Origin of the sequence: Mucilaginibacter sp. SG564 (genome assembly GCF_013149275.1) — a bacterium.
GTDB lineage: Bacteria > Bacteroidota > Bacteroidia > Sphingobacteriales > Sphingobacteriaceae > Mucilaginibacter.
The window spans coordinates 645,822-661,191 of sequence record NZ_JABGNA010000001.1 but is presented as its reverse complement, the minus strand read 5'-3'; the positions used below and the strand labels follow the sequence as shown (position 1 = coordinate 661,191).

At 41.5% G+C, this 15,370-nt stretch carries 13 protein-coding genes; 12 read left to right on the top strand and 1 reads right to left on the bottom strand.

Going from position 1 to position 15,370, the window contains the following annotated elements; genetic code table 11:
* Window positions 1–71: 71 nt before the first annotated feature.
* From FHW89_RS02385 to FHW89_RS02365, 5 genes are all read left to right on the top strand, one after another.
* The gene (locus tag FHW89_RS02385; RefSeq protein WP_172333394.1) at window positions 72–692 is read left to right on the top strand and encodes a histidine phosphatase family protein; all 621 of its coding nucleotides are present in this window, start codon (window positions 72–74) and stop codon (window positions 690–692) included.
* Window positions 693–706: 14 nt separating this feature from the next.
* A complete protein-coding gene (locus FHW89_RS02380) occupies window positions 707–1,450 on the top strand; it encodes a menaquinone biosynthesis protein (protein WP_172333393.1) in 744 nt (247 codons plus the stop codon).
* Between the two features lie 131 nt (window positions 1,451–1,581).
* Window positions 1,582–2,385 (top strand): SDR family oxidoreductase, encoded by an 804-nt coding sequence (locus FHW89_RS02375; RefSeq protein WP_172333392.1) that lies wholly within the window; start codon window positions 1,582–1,584, stop codon window positions 2,383–2,385.
* Window positions 2,386–2,611: 226 nt separating this feature from the next.
* Window positions 2,612–3,094 (top strand): hypothetical protein, encoded by a 483-nt coding sequence (locus FHW89_RS02370; protein WP_172333391.1) that lies wholly within the window; start codon window positions 2,612–2,614, stop codon window positions 3,092–3,094.
* A 156-nt stretch (window positions 3,095–3,250) separates the two neighbouring features.
* Window positions 3,251–5,449, top strand: a complete 2,199-nt coding sequence (locus tag FHW89_RS02365) for a bifunctional alpha,alpha-trehalose-phosphate synthase (UDP-forming)/trehalose-phosphatase (protein WP_172333390.1) — start codon at window positions 3,251–3,253, stop codon at window positions 5,447–5,449.
* Between the two features lie 140 nt (window positions 5,450–5,589).
* Here FHW89_RS02365 and FHW89_RS02360 read toward each other — a convergent pair whose 3' ends face one another.
* Window positions 5,590–7,374: a glycoside hydrolase family 15 protein gene (locus tag FHW89_RS02360; RefSeq protein WP_172333389.1), complete on the bottom strand. Its 1,785-nt coding sequence runs from the start codon at window positions 7,372–7,374 to the stop codon at window positions 5,590–5,592.
* Window positions 7,375–7,964: 590 nt separating this feature from the next.
* Between FHW89_RS02360 and FHW89_RS02355 the strand changes: the two genes are divergently transcribed.
* The 7 genes from FHW89_RS02355 to gyrA all read left to right on the top strand — a co-directional run bounded on the left by FHW89_RS02355 (window position 7,965) and on the right by gyrA (window position 15,367).
* Window positions 7,965–8,600 carry a peroxiredoxin gene (locus FHW89_RS02355; protein ID WP_172333388.1) on the top strand — a complete coding sequence of 212 codons (636 nt, stop codon included), beginning with the start codon at window positions 7,965–7,967 and terminating at the stop codon, window positions 8,598–8,600.
* Window positions 8,601–8,745: 145 nt separating this feature from the next.
* On the top strand, window positions 8,746–8,943 hold the full coding sequence (locus tag FHW89_RS02350) for a cold-shock protein (protein ID WP_172333387.1): 198 nt from the start codon (window positions 8,746–8,748) through the stop codon (window positions 8,941–8,943).
* Window positions 8,944–9,059: 116 nt separating this feature from the next.
* The gene (locus FHW89_RS02345; protein WP_172333386.1) at window positions 9,060–10,298 is read left to right on the top strand and encodes an MFS transporter; all 1,239 of its coding nucleotides are present in this window, start codon (window positions 9,060–9,062) and stop codon (window positions 10,296–10,298) included.
* A 125-nt stretch (window positions 10,299–10,423) separates the two neighbouring features.
* The gene (hemF, locus tag FHW89_RS02340; RefSeq protein ID WP_172333385.1) at window positions 10,424–11,338 is read left to right on the top strand and encodes an oxygen-dependent coproporphyrinogen oxidase; all 915 of its coding nucleotides are present in this window, start codon (window positions 10,424–10,426) and stop codon (window positions 11,336–11,338) included.
* Window positions 11,339–11,468: 130 nt separating this feature from the next.
* Entirely contained in the window at window positions 11,469–11,867 is a 399-nt protein-coding gene (locus FHW89_RS02335) for a hypothetical protein (RefSeq protein WP_172333384.1), read from the top strand.
* A gap of 155 nt (window positions 11,868–12,022) precedes the next feature.
* A complete protein-coding gene (locus tag FHW89_RS02330; RefSeq protein ID WP_216650449.1) occupies window positions 12,023–12,643 on the top strand; it encodes a class I SAM-dependent methyltransferase in 621 nt (206 codons plus the stop codon).
* Window positions 12,644–12,796: 153 nt separating this feature from the next.
* A complete protein-coding gene (gene gyrA, locus FHW89_RS02325; protein ID WP_172333383.1) occupies window positions 12,797–15,367 on the top strand; it encodes a DNA gyrase subunit A in 2,571 nt (856 codons plus the stop codon).
* Window positions 15,368–15,370 lie beyond the last annotated feature (3 nt).

The window sequence follows — 15,370 nt, the reverse complement described above, 5'->3', positions numbered from 1 at the left end:
AAAGGTAAAGGGTTTATCTTTTTTATACAAACCTTTTACTTTTCAGCTTTTACCTTTCATCCTAAACAAGAATGATACAAAAAACCTTATATATAGTACGCCACGGCCAAACAGAACTCAACAGGCTGGGTGTTGTACAGGGACGGGGAATGGATACCGATTTAAACGATGAGGGCCGTAAACAGGCAGCTCAATTTTTTGAGGCATACAAAACTGTACCATTTGATAAAATATATCTATCGGCCTTAAAGCGTACTCAACAAAGCGTTCAGCCTTTTATTGATCTGGGAATTCCCTATCAAAAACTATCAGGCCTGGATGAGCTGGCCTGGGGAATACACGAAGGGCAACCGGCTACGGCCCAAAACAAAGCCGCCTTTTTACAAATCATGCGCGACTGGCTCGATGGTCGCTTAGACAGTAAATTTGAAGGCGGTGAAAGCCCTAACGAGGTGGAGATACGAGAGCGTGAAGCGCTCGATGTGATCATGAGCCATCCCGAAGAAAAAACAGTACTCGTCTGTATGCATGGTCGTGCCATGCGCTTATTGCTTTGTATATTATCAGGCGTTCCGCTTACAGAGATGGACACCTTTCCGCACCAGAACCTGGTTTTATACAAAGTGACCTACAACGGCGAAAAATTTGAGATCGTCGATTTTAACAACTCCGAACATTTAAAACAATCCTGAAAGAGAGCGTTTCTGTGAATAAGATAAGAATATCAGCTGTAAGCTACACCAACACCAAACCCTTTATATACGGCATCCAGCATAGTGGAATATTAGATAAAATTGAATTGAGCCTCGATATGCCGTCAGACTGTGCTCAAAAACTAATAGATGATGTGGTTGATATCGGCCTCATTCCTGTAGCGGCTACCTTGAATTTACCACATTGGGAAATAGTTTCTGAATACTGTATCGGGGCAGTAGGCGCTGTAAATTCGGTATTTATTTTTAGCAATTGCGATGTTAAGGACATCAAATACCTACAGCTCGATCCGCAATCGCGCTCATCCAATAACCTGGCGCGTGTTTTACTAAAAAACTACTGGAATGTAAACCCCGAATTAATTAAAGATGCTACAGACTACAGCGAATCTACAGAAGCCAACACCGCTTTTGTACAAATAGGCGACCGCACCTTTGGCAAAAAAGATAAATATAATTATGTGTATGACCTTGCCGAAGAATGGCAAAACTTTACGGGTTTGCCTTTTATGTTTGCCGGCTGGATAGCCAACAAACCTATTCCACAGGATTTTATGGACGAGTTTAACGCCGCCCTGAAACATGGTCTTGATCATCGGGCAGAGCTTTTTAAAGAACTACCCATGCGTGAAGATTTTGACATACAGGATTATCTGATGCACAAGATAGATTTCGATCTTACCGAAGGAAAAAAGAAAGCGCTTTATATGTTTTTGGATTATATAAAAGTACTATAGCCATCACCAACATATTTTTTCTGTTGAAGGGACGCGTAATTGCGTCTCTTTTTGTTTACAAATGTTTAATATATAAAACCTTATCCTGTAAAATACATTGGTTATATTAAAACAATTAAATCTGTAGATAAATGAACCCATCATTAAAAGGACAAGCGGCACTGGTTACCGGTGCCGATAGCGGTATCGGTAAAGGGGTAGCCCTGGCTCTCGCAGCCGCTGGTGCCAAACTGGTTATCAATTACGCCCACAATCATGATGCTGCGGAAGTTACCGTAGCTGAAATAAAGGAGATTGGCGGCGAAGCATTTGCCGTACAAGCTGATGTAAGCCAGGAAACTGAGGTAAAAGAAATGTTTGCCCAGATGTACGCGCAATACGGCACCATCGATATATTGGTAAACAATGCAGGTTTGCAAAAAGATTCCAAATTTGTAGATATGACCCTGGATGATTGGAATACAGTGATCAGCATTAACCTTACCGGGCAGTTTTTATGCTCGCGCGAAGCAGCCAGAGAGTTTATACGCAGGGGGGTAGTGGACGAACGAAGCCGTGCAGCTGGCAAGATCATTTGCATGAGCAGTGTACACGAGGTAATTCCATGGGGAGGGCATGTTAACTATGCCGCAAGTAAAGGGGGCATTAGCATGTTTATGAAAAGCATAGCCCAGGAACTGGCCCCGCATAAAATCAGGGTAGTGGGCATCGGACCCGGAGCTATACAAACACCTATTAATAAAGCTGCCTGGGATACACCCGAGGCATTAGATAAACTGCTCACCCTCATACCTTATAACCGAATTGGCAAGCCTGATGATATTGGCAAACTGGCTGCCTGGCTGGCATCAGACGAGGCCGATTACATCACCGGCACCACCATTTTTATGGACGGAGGCATGACTTTGTATCCAGGTTTCGCGGATAATGGTTAAATTGAGGTTAAAATAATTTGAAAAATCGGTTTAGCTAATCCAAAACCTATTTTTTTGCACATTTTTAAATTTACATATTGTAAATTATACACTAAGTGCATTATAAAAATTTAAATTTTTCATCATAAAAGTAATATAATTATAAAATATTCATAAAAGTTAAATTTTATTTGTGACATTACTAATCTTAGCATACTTTTGTTATGGATTTAAAATTTAAACGAACATGAAAAAGATATTTTTAACAACAGCAATTGCCGCTTTATTAAGCGTTAATGTATTTGCCGCTGACGGCGTAAAAAAAGTAGTTGATGGTGGAACAAACGTTTCTTACATCGCTTTACACGGTTTCACAGTTGACTTTTCCGATGCAAAAGATGTAAACTGGACTGTAACCAAAAATTGCCAAAAGGCTACCTTCACTATCGATGGCGTTAAAAAAACCGCTTTCTACAACCTGAATGGCGAGTTTTTAGGTGTAACTCAACGTGTTGACGCTAAAGCTATCCCTGCTAAAACTTTAAAACAAATTGCTAAAGATTACAAAGGTTACGAAATAGGCGAGGTTATCGTTTACCAGGCTAATACCGACCTGAACGACAACATCGACCCAACTTCATACTTTGTTGACCTGAAAAACGATACTCATGAAGTATTGGTAAGGATCACTCAACAAGCTAACCTTGAGTTTTTCCAACAAGTAAGATAATTCTAAATAGTCTTCATAAAAAGCCATTCCGACAATCGGGATGGCTTTTTTATGTCACAAGCTTGTTATTTTGCCCTTCATTGTAACTATTAAGCAAACAAATTGAGGCTTTCTGTCTTTATTAATAAGTATAATTTATTAATATAATTCGCAGATATGCCCAAGACCATCATTGTATCTAACCGGTTACCTATCAAAATTTCAAAAAACGAAGACGAGTATATTTTATCGTCCAGTGAAGGGGGTTTAGCAACCGGTTTAGGTTCAATATATAAACAAGGTAATAATGTATGGATAGGCTGGCCCGGCATCGAGATCACCGAGCAACAGGATAAAGACCATGTTTCCCATCAATTAAAAGAACTCAGCCTAATACCAGTTTTTCTTGACCAGGAAGAAATCAATCAATATTATGAAGGATTCTCCAACGAGGTATTATGGCCGGTTTTCCATTATTACGCCTCCACGTACGCCAATTACAAGCAATCAAACTGGGATTATTACCAAGCTGTAAATCAAAAATTTAGAGACAGCATCCTAAGTGTTGCCGAACCTGGCGATATTATATGGATCCATGATTACCAGTTATTACTTTTACCTGCCCTGGTAAGGAATGAATTGCCTGATGTTTCTATTGGCTTTTTCCTGCATATTCCATTTCCCTCACATGAAATGTTCCGGTTGATACCCTGGAGATCTGAACTATTGGAGGGTATGCTGGGTGCCGACCTGATTGGCTTTCACACCTTTGATGATGTGCGTCATTTTTTGGGAGCAACCTCACGTATTTTGCCGGTAAATACCTCATCAAACATCATCACCATGGATGAGCGTTCCATCGTGGTAGAATCATTCCCCATGGGAATAGATGAGCAAAAATATGCCACTTTACCGCTACAGGATGATGTCAAAGAACAGATCGAGCTGATAAAAAACAATTTCAAAGACACCAAGCTCATCCTTTCTATTGACCGGCTGGACTATAGCAAAGGTATACTACAACGCTTGCAGGCTTTTGAATTGATGCTGGAGCTTTGCCCCGAGTGTATTGAAAAAATAACGTTCTACATGATCGTTGTGCCTTCAAGGGATACCGTTCCGCAATATGCCCACCTGCGTGAGGAAATTGATAAAAGGGTAGGTAATATCAATTCCATATATCGAACCATGGATTGGACACCTATCCATTATTATTACCGGTCGTTCCCGATCGAAACACTATCTGCCTTATACCATACTGCCGATGTATGCCTGGTAACCCCCATGCGCGATGGTATGAACCTGGTTAGTAAAGAATATATTGCCAGCAGAACAAATAACGATGGCGTATTGATATTAAGTGAGATGGCCGGTTCATCTAAAGAATTAATTGATGCTATCGTCGTTAACCCAAATAATACGGGCGAGGTTTGCCGGGCGATACTGGAGGCCCTTAGCATGCCACTGGAAGAGCAGCAAAGGCGCATGATACCTATGCGGCAGTTAGTATCAAAGTTTAATATTTCGCACTGGGTCAAAATTTTCTTTGACCGTTTAAAGGAGGTTAAACTCATGCAGCGCTCCCTACAGGCCCGGCATGTTAGTTTCGCCACCGAACAATCTATCATCAACCGGTATATCAAAACCAAAAAAAGGATCATCTTTTTAGATTATGATGGTACCCTTGTGAACTTTAAATCAAATATTGAGCAGGCCAGTCCCGATAAAGAATTATACGATATAATTGATAAACTATCAGAAGATCCTGCCAATCAGGTCGTGCTCATCAGTGGTCGTAAGCATGAAAACCTCGAAGAGTGGTTTAGCCATACCAATATATACCTGATTGCCGAACACGGTTCCTGGTTTAAAAGACCTGGCACCAGTTGGCATAAAATATCGGGATTGAGCGATCAATGGAAACATGATATTTATCCCATCCTGGAAACCTATGTAGACCGTACTCCGGGCTCATTTATCGAAGAGAAAACCTATTCGCTGGTTTGGCACTACCGCAAGGCACAAAATGGCTTAGGAGAGCTTAGAGCGAGCGAATTGATGAACAACCTGAAATATTTGGCCAGCGATAAAGGCCTACAGCTGCTGGCAGGGGATAAGGTACTGGAAGTAAAGAACATGGATATCAACAAAGGTAAAGCCGCGTTAACCCTAACAGAAGGCAAAGATTATGATTTTATTATAGCCTTTGGCGATGATTATACCGACGAAGATATTTTTAAAGCATTACCGGAAACTGCAATTACCATCAAAGTAGGCAGCAATTTATCAGCAGCTAAATTTTATCTCCGCAACCCCGCAGAAGTACGCAAACTACTCACCAGCTTCACCCAGCATATTACGGTGGAAGTTAATTAGAGAGTTAAGTTAGTGATTTACTGAATTAGTGATTAAGTAAATTAATTAGTGAATTATTGAATTAGTTGCGTATTGTTCAACTAATTCAATAATTCAATAATTCACTAATTCACTAATTCACTAATTCACTAATTCACTAATTATAGAAATATAGGTCTGTCCAATTTCATGGCTATCCGGTAGGCCGCGTTCATCAGGCCTACGTGGCTATATGCCTGCGGAAAATTACCCCATTGGCTACCGTCCTGTTCATCAACATCCTCACTAAACAATAGCAGGTGATTAGAGTATTGCAGCAGATTGGCAAACTCGCGCTGGGCATCATCCAGGCGACCAACACTGGCCAGAGCCTCTACATACCAAAAGGCACATATCAGGAAAGTAGTTTTAGGTTTGCCAAAGTCGTCAGTATATAAATATCTGTAAAACAACCCATTAGGGGTTCTTAGCTCTTTTTCTAATGCAAGTAAATGATCCTTAGCTTTTTGCGATTCCGGGTCAAGATAATTCATCATGATCAATTGCAGCGTACTGGCATCCAGATTGGAGCTACCTGCCGAATTGGTATACACTTTCCTCACCGGGTCATAACAGCTTTCTATATGCGCGGCCGCGCGTTCTTTCAATTCTATAGCCTTGTCAATAAGTTCTTTATTGTCAATAGTGCGTGCCATCTTTTCAGCGGCCGAGGCCCCGGCCCATTGGAACAGGTTGCTGTAGCAATGTATATTGGCCATGTTTCTGAACTCCCAGATCCCGGCATCCTTTTCATCAATGGTACGGTCAATCTTATTCAGTAGCGACTCTATCCAGCGAACCGAATCCTTCCGTTCCGAAAAAACGAAACGGTGATCGGTATATAGCGGGAGCAGGGAGATCATTACCTGCCCATAAATATCATTCTGGATATGCTCATAAGCCTGGTTACCAATACGTACCGGCTGGTTACCCATATAACCATCCAGATCGGTCAGTATTTCCTCAACCAATTTTCTTTTACCGGTTATGCCGTAAAGTGGCTGATAGCGTTCATCTTCGGAAAAGGAGATATCCGTAACATAGCTAAAATACTTCTCCATTTCCTCAAAGTGACCAATGTGGTTCAGCGCGGTGATCACATAGTAAGTATCACGCAGCCAGCAGTAGCGGTAATCCCAATTGCGACCACTTCCCGGCGATTCGGGTAAACTTGTAGTACTTGCAGCTATAATGGCCCCCGTATCCTCAAACTGGTGTATTTTTAATGCCAGGCCTGAGCGGATCACAAATGGCTGATAATACGTAGCGATAGAGGAGTGCTTGATCCAGGTGCGCCAGTATTGAATGGTTTCGGCCAAAAATCGGTCAGCGGTTGATATCAGGGCGGCTTCCAATGGTTCGCCGTAGGTTAAGGCGAGGTATTTGGTTTCATTCAGCACAAAGGCCTGCTCATCAAATACATAACTGATAGGAATATTGGTGGTAAGCCGCATATTCTCCTCACCGCCAAGGTATTGTATATGGTTACTTCCACGGTTTACATTCAGCTTTACCGCGCCATATTCAGATACAGGTTCACACTTCACAATAACCCTGGGCGAGCCTTCAATAGCTTCTATTTTCCTGATCAGCATTAAGGGTTTATAATACCGCTGATGCTGATAAAACCTTGGTGCAAAATCGGTTATACGGTATTTACCACCACTTTTGGGGCTTATCTCCGTTATCAGCACATTGGTATTTTCCAGGTAGTGCTGCTCCGATGTATATTCTCCCTCAGGGCGGATGGAAAACTCGCCGCCCTTTTTTTTATCCAGCAAGCCGCCAAAGATGAAGGTGCTGTCGAACTTGGGCCAGCAAAGCCAGTCGACGTTGGTATTTTTATTAATATGGGCCAAAAAGGCGCAATTTCCAATTATTCCGGTCTCATAGGTATGTCTGCTCATTCAGTTTTTGTGCTTAGTTAATAGGTTCAACAATATTTGCGGCGTAATGTTGAAGCAAAATTTAAAAGCGCAGATCCGTAATGGTTAACAATTGGTCTTGAGTTTTTTAACCCGGTTACAAAATTCAAACCTCAGGATAAGGGCAGCAGACTTTTTAAACCCTTATTTTAACACTTTTCTGATCAAAAATGATGTAAAGAAGCTCACTTATTAGCCATTTTAACAAAGCTTTAACGCCATTTTAACACTTTTTAACAAATTTTTGATGGGTTTTAAAAACTTTAAAAAGAATTAATTTTCTGATATCCAAATAACTGCGTACTAAACAATGCTTTTTTAGCCTATTTTGTCTCTTTAACCAAACGGCCCCACTTACATTTTTCAATTAAGTGGGGCCGTGGCTGGTTATACTTAAATATACAAAATATTTACGGTTTTTGCAATTAAACATTTTCAACAACAAGCAGGCAGTTTTATCCGTTACATAATTCTGTAAATTTTAACCCGATGTTATTTTTACATTTTGATTTATCAATTAATGTATAGTAACTTAGTAGTCATTTATTCTTTATAAATAAAACAACATAATCATGAGTTTACGATTAGGCGATAAAGCCCCAAATTTTCAGGCAAAAACATCAGCAGGTGAAATTGATTTTTACGAATATCTTGGCGACAGCTGGGGCGTGCTTTTTTCGCACCCAGGCGATTATACCCCGGTTTGTACAACCGAATTAGGTAAAACTGCCGCTTTGAAAGACGAATTCAGCAAGCGCAATGTAAAAGTATTAGCGCTGAGTGTCGACTCGGTAGAATCTCACCATGGCTGGATAGGGGATATCAACGAAACCCAGGGCGTAGAAGTAAATTTCCCGATCATCGCCGATGAGGATCGCAAAATTTCCGAAGCCTATGACATGATCCATCCAAATGCCTCCGTTAACGCTACAGTACGATCGTTATTCATTATCGGTCCGGATAAAGCGGTTAAGCTCATCATTACTTACCCGGCATCAACAGGTCGTAATTTCCAGGAGATCCTACGGGTAATCGATTCTTTGCAATTAACAGCCAATTACGGTGTAGCTACACCGGCCGACTGGAAAGACGGAGAAGATGTAGTAGTGGTACCAGCTATAAAAACAGAAGATATCCCGGCCAAATTTCCAAAGGGTTATAAAGCTATAAAACCCTATTTAAGGATAACCCCACAACCAAATAAATAATTTTATTTGGTTTATTAATAATTTTATATATTTGGTAAAGATGGGTTTATCTATTCCTTCTGATTATTAAAACCGTTTTATTTTCAGTTTGGCTTTAGTTATTAATCTTATATACGAATTTTTTTTTAATACGATAATTATAATTATGAAAACTGGAAAAGTAAAATGGTTTAACACACAAAAAGGTTATGGCTTCATCGTTACCGAGGATGGTAAAGATCTTTTTGTCCACTTTAAAGATGTACAAGGCGGCGTAAATGCTATTAAAGATAATGATGATGTAACTTACGAAGTGGAAGAAGGCAGAAAAGGATTGCAAGCGGTAAACGTAAAAAAAGTATAGTTTAACCAAACACTCAAAAAAAGCCCCTGCATACACAGGGGCTTTTTTCATGATTAAATTTTTGATTTTATATAATTCTGCTACTTTAGCCTCCACAAATACCCCATGAAAAACATATGACTACTACTACAACACCATCGGCCCAAGCCACAAGGAACATGCTATTCCTGGTTCTTGTTGCCTCACTTGGCTATTTCGTTGATATTTATGACCTGCTTGTTTTTTCCATTGTACGGATAAGCAGCCTGAAAGATATTGGTTTAACTCCCGAGGAAATAACAAGTAAAGGACAGTTTATTATCAGTATCCAAATGTTTGGACTTCTTTTAGGAGGCATTATATGGGGTATTGTTGGTGATAAACTTGGGCGCATTAAAGTTCTTTTCGGCTCAATTTTATTATATTCCATTGCCAACTTTGCTAATGGTTTGGTGCACGATGTAAATACCTATGCCATTGTCAGGTTTATCGCAGGTCTTGGTCTTGCAGGCGAACTGGGTGCTGGTATTACCCTGGTAAGTGAAACTTTAAGCAAAGAAAAAAGGGGGTACGGAACCATGACGGTTGCCGTTATTGGCCTGTTTGGCGCTACTGCTGCTTACATGGTTGCCAAATTTGGCTGGCGAAATGCTTACTTCGTAGGAGGTGGCCTGGGAGTACTTTTGCTTTTATTGAGGATAGGTACTTTTGAATCGGGAATGTTTAAGAATATCGAACAAAGTAAAGTATCAAAAGGAAACATGCTTATGCTCTTTACCAATTGGAGCAGATTTAAAAAATATCTTTATTGCATACTGATAGGTGCACCGTTATGGTATGTGGTCGGCGTGCTGATCAGCTTTTCTGACCAGTTTGGGATAGCACTTGGCGCAAAAACAATCATCAAACCAGGCGATGGTATTTTTTATAGTTATATCGGCATAGCAGTTGGCGATCTTTTCGCAGGCTTGCTGGCCCAGATCACCAGATCAAGAAAACTAACCATGGCTGTTTTTCTATTATTATCGCTGGTAAGCGTATATTTTTACCTGAGTGCCACAGGTATTACCCCCGAGCGTTTTGTATGGCTTAGCTTCTTTATGGGGTGCACTGTTGGCTATTGGGCTACATTTGTTACCATTGCTTCAGAGCAATTTGGCACCAATATACGTTCAACCGTAACCACAACGGTACCAAACTTTGTACGCGGATCCCTTATTCCAATAACAATAGCATTTAACGCATTTAAGGCAAATTACGGCGTTATAACCAGTGGTTACATTATGATGGGTATATTAACCCTGATAGCCTTATTCTCTTTAAGTCAGCTCAAAGAAACCTTTGGCAAGGATCTGGATTATGTGGAGATCAGTTAGGTTGAAGATAGTATCAAGTAGCTAGTATCAAGTATCACGACTTTTGAAAAGCATATTTATAAACTACCGGAAATCTTGATACTTGATACTAGCTACTTGATACTAAAAAAGTATTTTTACATCCTATGATAAGCAAAGAACAAATAGCCACCGATTACCAGCAGATACAAGACGAAATATGCGCGGCGCTGGAATTAACCGACGGCCAAGCCCGGTTTGAAGAAGAAGTATGGGAACGTGACGGCGGCGGCGGCGGCAGAACCCGCATCATCCAAAACGGCAATATATTTGAAAAGGGAGGCGTGAATTTCTCGGCCGTTCATGGTAAACTGCCCGAAAATATGCAAAAGGCCCTGCAGGTAGAGTCGGACGATTTTTTTGCTACCGGCGTATCTATCGTGATTCACCCGAACCATCCTTTGGTGCCTATCATCCACATGAATATCCGGTATTTTGAAATGCCAACACCAGCAGGCAGCGATCAGCAGCCAAAAAGATGGTTCGGCGGCGGTATCGATCTTACACCACATTACATTATTGATGCTGATGCCCGATATTTCCACGGTAATATCAAAGCGGTGTGTGATACTTATTATCATGATTTTTATCACCGGTTTAAACTTTGGGCCGATGATTATTTTTATATCAAACATCGTAACGAAACCCGGGGCATAGGCGGCATATTCTATGATCGCTTAACTGCCAATGAGGAGTTATCATGGGAGAGCATTTTTGAGTTTTCAAAAGCCCTGGGCCGATCATTCATCCCTACCTATACCGAACTGGTGGAACGTAACCGCCATAGCGCGTTTACCGAAGAACAGCAACTTTGGCAATACCAGCGCCGCAGCCGCTATACCGAGTTTAACCTGGTATATGATGCAGGCACCAAATTTGGACTGGAAACCAATGGCCGTATCGAATCTATACTGATGAGCTTACCGCCCACAGCCAAATGGATCTATAACTATCAGCCTGTAGCAGGCAGCGAAGAAGAAAGGACATTATCTTTACTCAAAAAAGGGATTAACTGGGCTTGAGAGTCAGTATCAAGTAGCAGAATTTGATATCAAGCAGCTAGTATCAAGTATCACGACACTCAAATGTGGTATTGAAGAAGAAAAATCTTGATACTTGATACTAACTACTTGATACTAAAAAATAAATACTATGAAAAAAACGATCTTCCCGGTATTACTGATTGCCCTATTATGCGGCTTTACTAATGGTGAAAGCCCGTTAAAAGGCGTTTGGGAGTATAGGGGAGGGCTGTTTAATGGTAAACAGGACAGCGTATCCACCAGCTACACATTGCAGCGTACGTATGACGATCTGCATTACCAGGCCAAAGTAATTGAAAAGGGACAAAAAACTTTTATTTACGAAAAGGGCGACTATAAACTACAGGCAGATACCTGCTTTGAAACACAAACCTATTGCAATCAACCATCAAAACTGTTGGGCAAAACTGTAAAATACGCTTATACAGTGAGCAACGATACGCTTAAACTTTTAGCTACCTTACCCAATGGCAACAAGATCGAAGATCATTGGGTGAGGGTTCATTAGTGTCAATGGTTCATTAGTTCATTGGTATTATTAGTTCATTGGTTTGTATCGGGTAATATATTGCATTAAATTGGTTTGGTGATTTTTGTTAAATCATTTACTAATAAACTAATGAACCATTGACACTAATGAACTAATAATACCAATAAACCACTATGATTAAACAATGGATAAAAGGCCGGATCATGAAATATATCAGCCATTTCAAAGATCTGGACGGCTGGCTTACTGAGCGCGAGGCTATGGGATTGTTTCTTTTAGCCCTTAAGGCACCACGCAATGCCACCGTAGTTGAAATAGGCAGCTGGCAGGGTAAAAGCACCTATTGCTTATCCAGAGGGCTCAGATCGGGCAGGGTTTATGCCATTGATCCTTTTAATGCTGATGGCGGCCTGGATAAGGATAGTGAAAAAATATACGCCGAAAAAAAAGGCACTGATGATCTTTATGCCAAATTCATGGATAACATGACCAGGCTTAAAGTGCTGTCAAAAATTGTTGCCAAACGGGGATATTCCTACCAGTTTGCCGCAGATTTTAACAAAATAGACGTGCTTTTTATTGATGGCGATCATTCCATAGAAGGTTGTAAGCTCGATTTTGAGCTATTTTCACCTAAGGTTGCTATCGGTGGCTATATCGCTTTTCATGATTATGATCAAACACGTGATGAGCTGGGCCCTACCTATGTAATACAAAATCTGGTGATGAACTCATCATCTTATGTTTATTACCGGCAATATGACTCGCTGTGGGTGGCTAAAAAGATCGCGTAGGGTAACCTATTAACTTTTACGCAAATCAATAGCACTAATGAACTATTGAACCAAAAATTGGCACAATAATCAACTATTTTCTTAACTTCGCAAGTCGCTTAAAAAACACTTTTTAACGCGCAATTATAGAGAAGATTCCACAAATTAATAAAAATGGCTGAAGGAACAGAAAACGACAATTCAAGCAAGGAAGACAGAATAATTTCGATAAATATTGACGAAGAAATGCGATCCGCTTACATTGATTATTCAATGTCGGTGATCGTTTCCAGGGCATTACCCGATGTCCGCGACGGATTAAAACCTGTACACAGACGTGTTTTATATGGCATGTTTGATATGGGCTTAAATAACAACAAGCCTTATAAAAAATCGGCCCGTATTGTGGGCGACGTAATGGGTAAATATCACCCGCACGGTGATAAATCTGTTTATGATACCATGGTGCGTATGGCCCAGGACTGGAACCTGCGTTACCTGCTGGTTGACGGTCAGGGCAACTACGGCTCGATGGATGGTGACGAACCAGCGGCTATGCGTTATACCGAGGCCCGCCTGAAAAAACTGGCCGAAGAAATGGTAGCTGATATCAACAAGGATACTATCGATTTTCAGCCAAACTTTGACGAGTCGGAACAGGAACCAACCGTATTGCCATGTAAATTCCCTAACCTGCTGGTTAACGGTGCATCTGGTATCGCGGTAGGTATGGCTACCAATATGGCACCGCACAACCTCTCTGAAGTGATTGATGCTACCATCGCATTGATAGATAACCGCCAGATAGAGATAGCCGAACTGATGAAATTTGTGAAAGGTCCGGATTTTCCTACAGGTGGTATCATCTATGGTTTTGAAGGCCCGCGCGAAGCGTTGGAAACAGGCCGGGGCAGGGTAGTGATCCGCGCCCGGGCCGAAATTGAGACCCATGGCAGCGACCGCGAACGGATTGTGGTGACCGAAGTACCTTACCAGGTAAACAAGGCCCTTATGATTGAACGTACTGCCGACCTGGTAAATGATAAAAAACTGGAAGGTATATCCGCTATCCGCGATGAATCAAGCCGCGAAGGTATCCGTATAGTTTATGAAATTAAACGGGAAGCCAATGCTGCTATAGTACTGAACAACCTGTTCAAATATACCGCGCTGCAAACATCGTTCAGCGTAAACAATATCGCGCTGGTTAATGGCCGGCCAATGATGCTGAACCTGAAAGATCTGATTCACCATTTTGTGGAGCACAGACACGAGGTTGTTGTTCGCCGTACCAAATTTGAATTGGCCGAAGCGGAAAAACGCGCCCACATATTAGAGGGTTTATTAATTGCCCTGGATCATCTGGATGAAGTAATTCGCCTGATACGTGCATCACAAACACCTGATGAAGCCCGCGAAGGCTTGATGAGCCAGTTTGGTTTAACCGATATACAGGCCCGTGCCATATTGGATATGACGCTTCGCCGGTTAACCGGACTGGAGCGCGACAAGATCAAAGATGAATACGCGGAGTTAATGAAACTGATCGACTATTTAAATTCAATTTTAAATGACGAAGGTTTAAGGATGCAGATCATTAAGGACGAGCTGATTGAAATAAAAGACAAATACGGTGATGAGCGCAGAACAGAAATAGTTCACTCATCCGCCGAAATGCAAACCGAAGACTTTATTGAGGACGAAGATGTGGTGATCACCATATCGCGCGAAGGATATATCAAACGTACGCCTTTAACAGAATATCGTCGTCAGGGCAGAGGGGGTAAAGGCTCTATCGGCAGCAATAGCCGCGATGAAGACTTTATTGAACACCTGCTGGTAGCATCCAACCACAACTACATGTTGTTCTTCACCGAATCTGGCCAGTGTTACTGGCTCCGGGTATTTGAAATTCCGGAAGGCACACGTACCTCCAAAGGTCGAGCTATCCAGAATATCATCAATATCCCTAAGGAAGACAATATCAAGGCTTATATTAAACTCATCAGCCTTAAGGATCAGAACTACCTGGAGAACAACTTTATTATCATGTGTACCCGCAAAGGTACCATCAAAAAAACCTCGCTCGAGGCCTACTCACGTCCGCGTGCCAATGGTATCAACGCCATCAACATCAACGACGGCGATTCGTTACTGGAAGCAACCTTAACCACAGGCAGCAGCGAAATTGTGATGGCCTTAAAATCGGGCAGGGCTATCCGCTTTAATGAGTCGACTGTTAGACCGATGGGCCGTACCGCAACCGGTGTTCGTGGTATCTCATTAGATAGCGACAACGATGAAGTAGTAGGTATGATCAGTATTGACGACGCCGAAACAACCGTTCTGGTAGTATCAGAAAAAGGCTATGGCAAACGTACCGATATTGATGATTACAGGGTAACCAACCGCGGTGGTAAAGGTGTAAAAACTTTAAATATTACCGAAAAAACCGGAAACCTTGTGGCCATAAAAGGTGTTACTGATAAAGAAGACCTGATGATCATCAACAAATCGGGTATTATTATACGTATAGCGGTTAGCGAGCTGAGAACTATGGGCCGTGCCACACAGGGCGTTAGATTAATTACTTTAAAAGGTAATGACGAAATAGCTTCTGTTGCAAAAATTGAGCATGACGAGGATGAAGAGGCCGAACTGGATGAAAATGCCGTAAATGATGCCGGTGATGGTGATGAAGCAGCTAATGACAGCAACGAATCAGCAACAGAAACTACTGAATAAACA

Coding starts and splice junctions, on each gene's coding strand:
- FHW89_RS02385 (WP_172333394.1), top strand. CDS start 72: ATGATACAAAAAACCTTATATATAGTACGCCACGGCCAAACAGAACTC.
- FHW89_RS02375 (WP_172333392.1), top strand. CDS start 1,582: ATGAACCCATCATTAAAAGGACAAGCGGCACTGGTTACCGGTGCCGAT.
- FHW89_RS02370 (WP_172333391.1), top strand. CDS start 2,612: ATGAAAAAGATATTTTTAACAACAGCAATTGCCGCTTTATTAAGCGTT.
- FHW89_RS02365 (WP_172333390.1), top strand. CDS start 3,251: ATGCCCAAGACCATCATTGTATCTAACCGGTTACCTATCAAAATTTCA.
- FHW89_RS02360 (WP_172333389.1), bottom strand. CDS start 7,374: ATGAGCAGACATACCTATGAGACCGGAATAATTGGAAATTGCGCCTTT.
- FHW89_RS02355 (WP_172333388.1), top strand. CDS start 7,965: ATGAGTTTACGATTAGGCGATAAAGCCCCAAATTTTCAGGCAAAAACA.
- FHW89_RS02350 (WP_172333387.1), top strand. CDS start 8,746: ATGAAAACTGGAAAAGTAAAATGGTTTAACACACAAAAAGGTTATGGC.
- FHW89_RS02345 (WP_172333386.1), top strand. CDS start 9,060: ATGACTACTACTACAACACCATCGGCCCAAGCCACAAGGAACATGCTA.
- hemF (WP_172333385.1), top strand. CDS start 10,424: ATGATAAGCAAAGAACAAATAGCCACCGATTACCAGCAGATACAAGAC.
- FHW89_RS02335 (WP_172333384.1), top strand. CDS start 11,469: ATGAAAAAAACGATCTTCCCGGTATTACTGATTGCCCTATTATGCGGC.
- FHW89_RS02330 (WP_216650449.1), top strand. CDS start 12,023: ATGATTAAACAATGGATAAAAGGCCGGATCATGAAATATATCAGCCAT.
- gyrA (WP_172333383.1), top strand. CDS start 12,797: ATGGCTGAAGGAACAGAAAACGACAATTCAAGCAAGGAAGACAGAATA.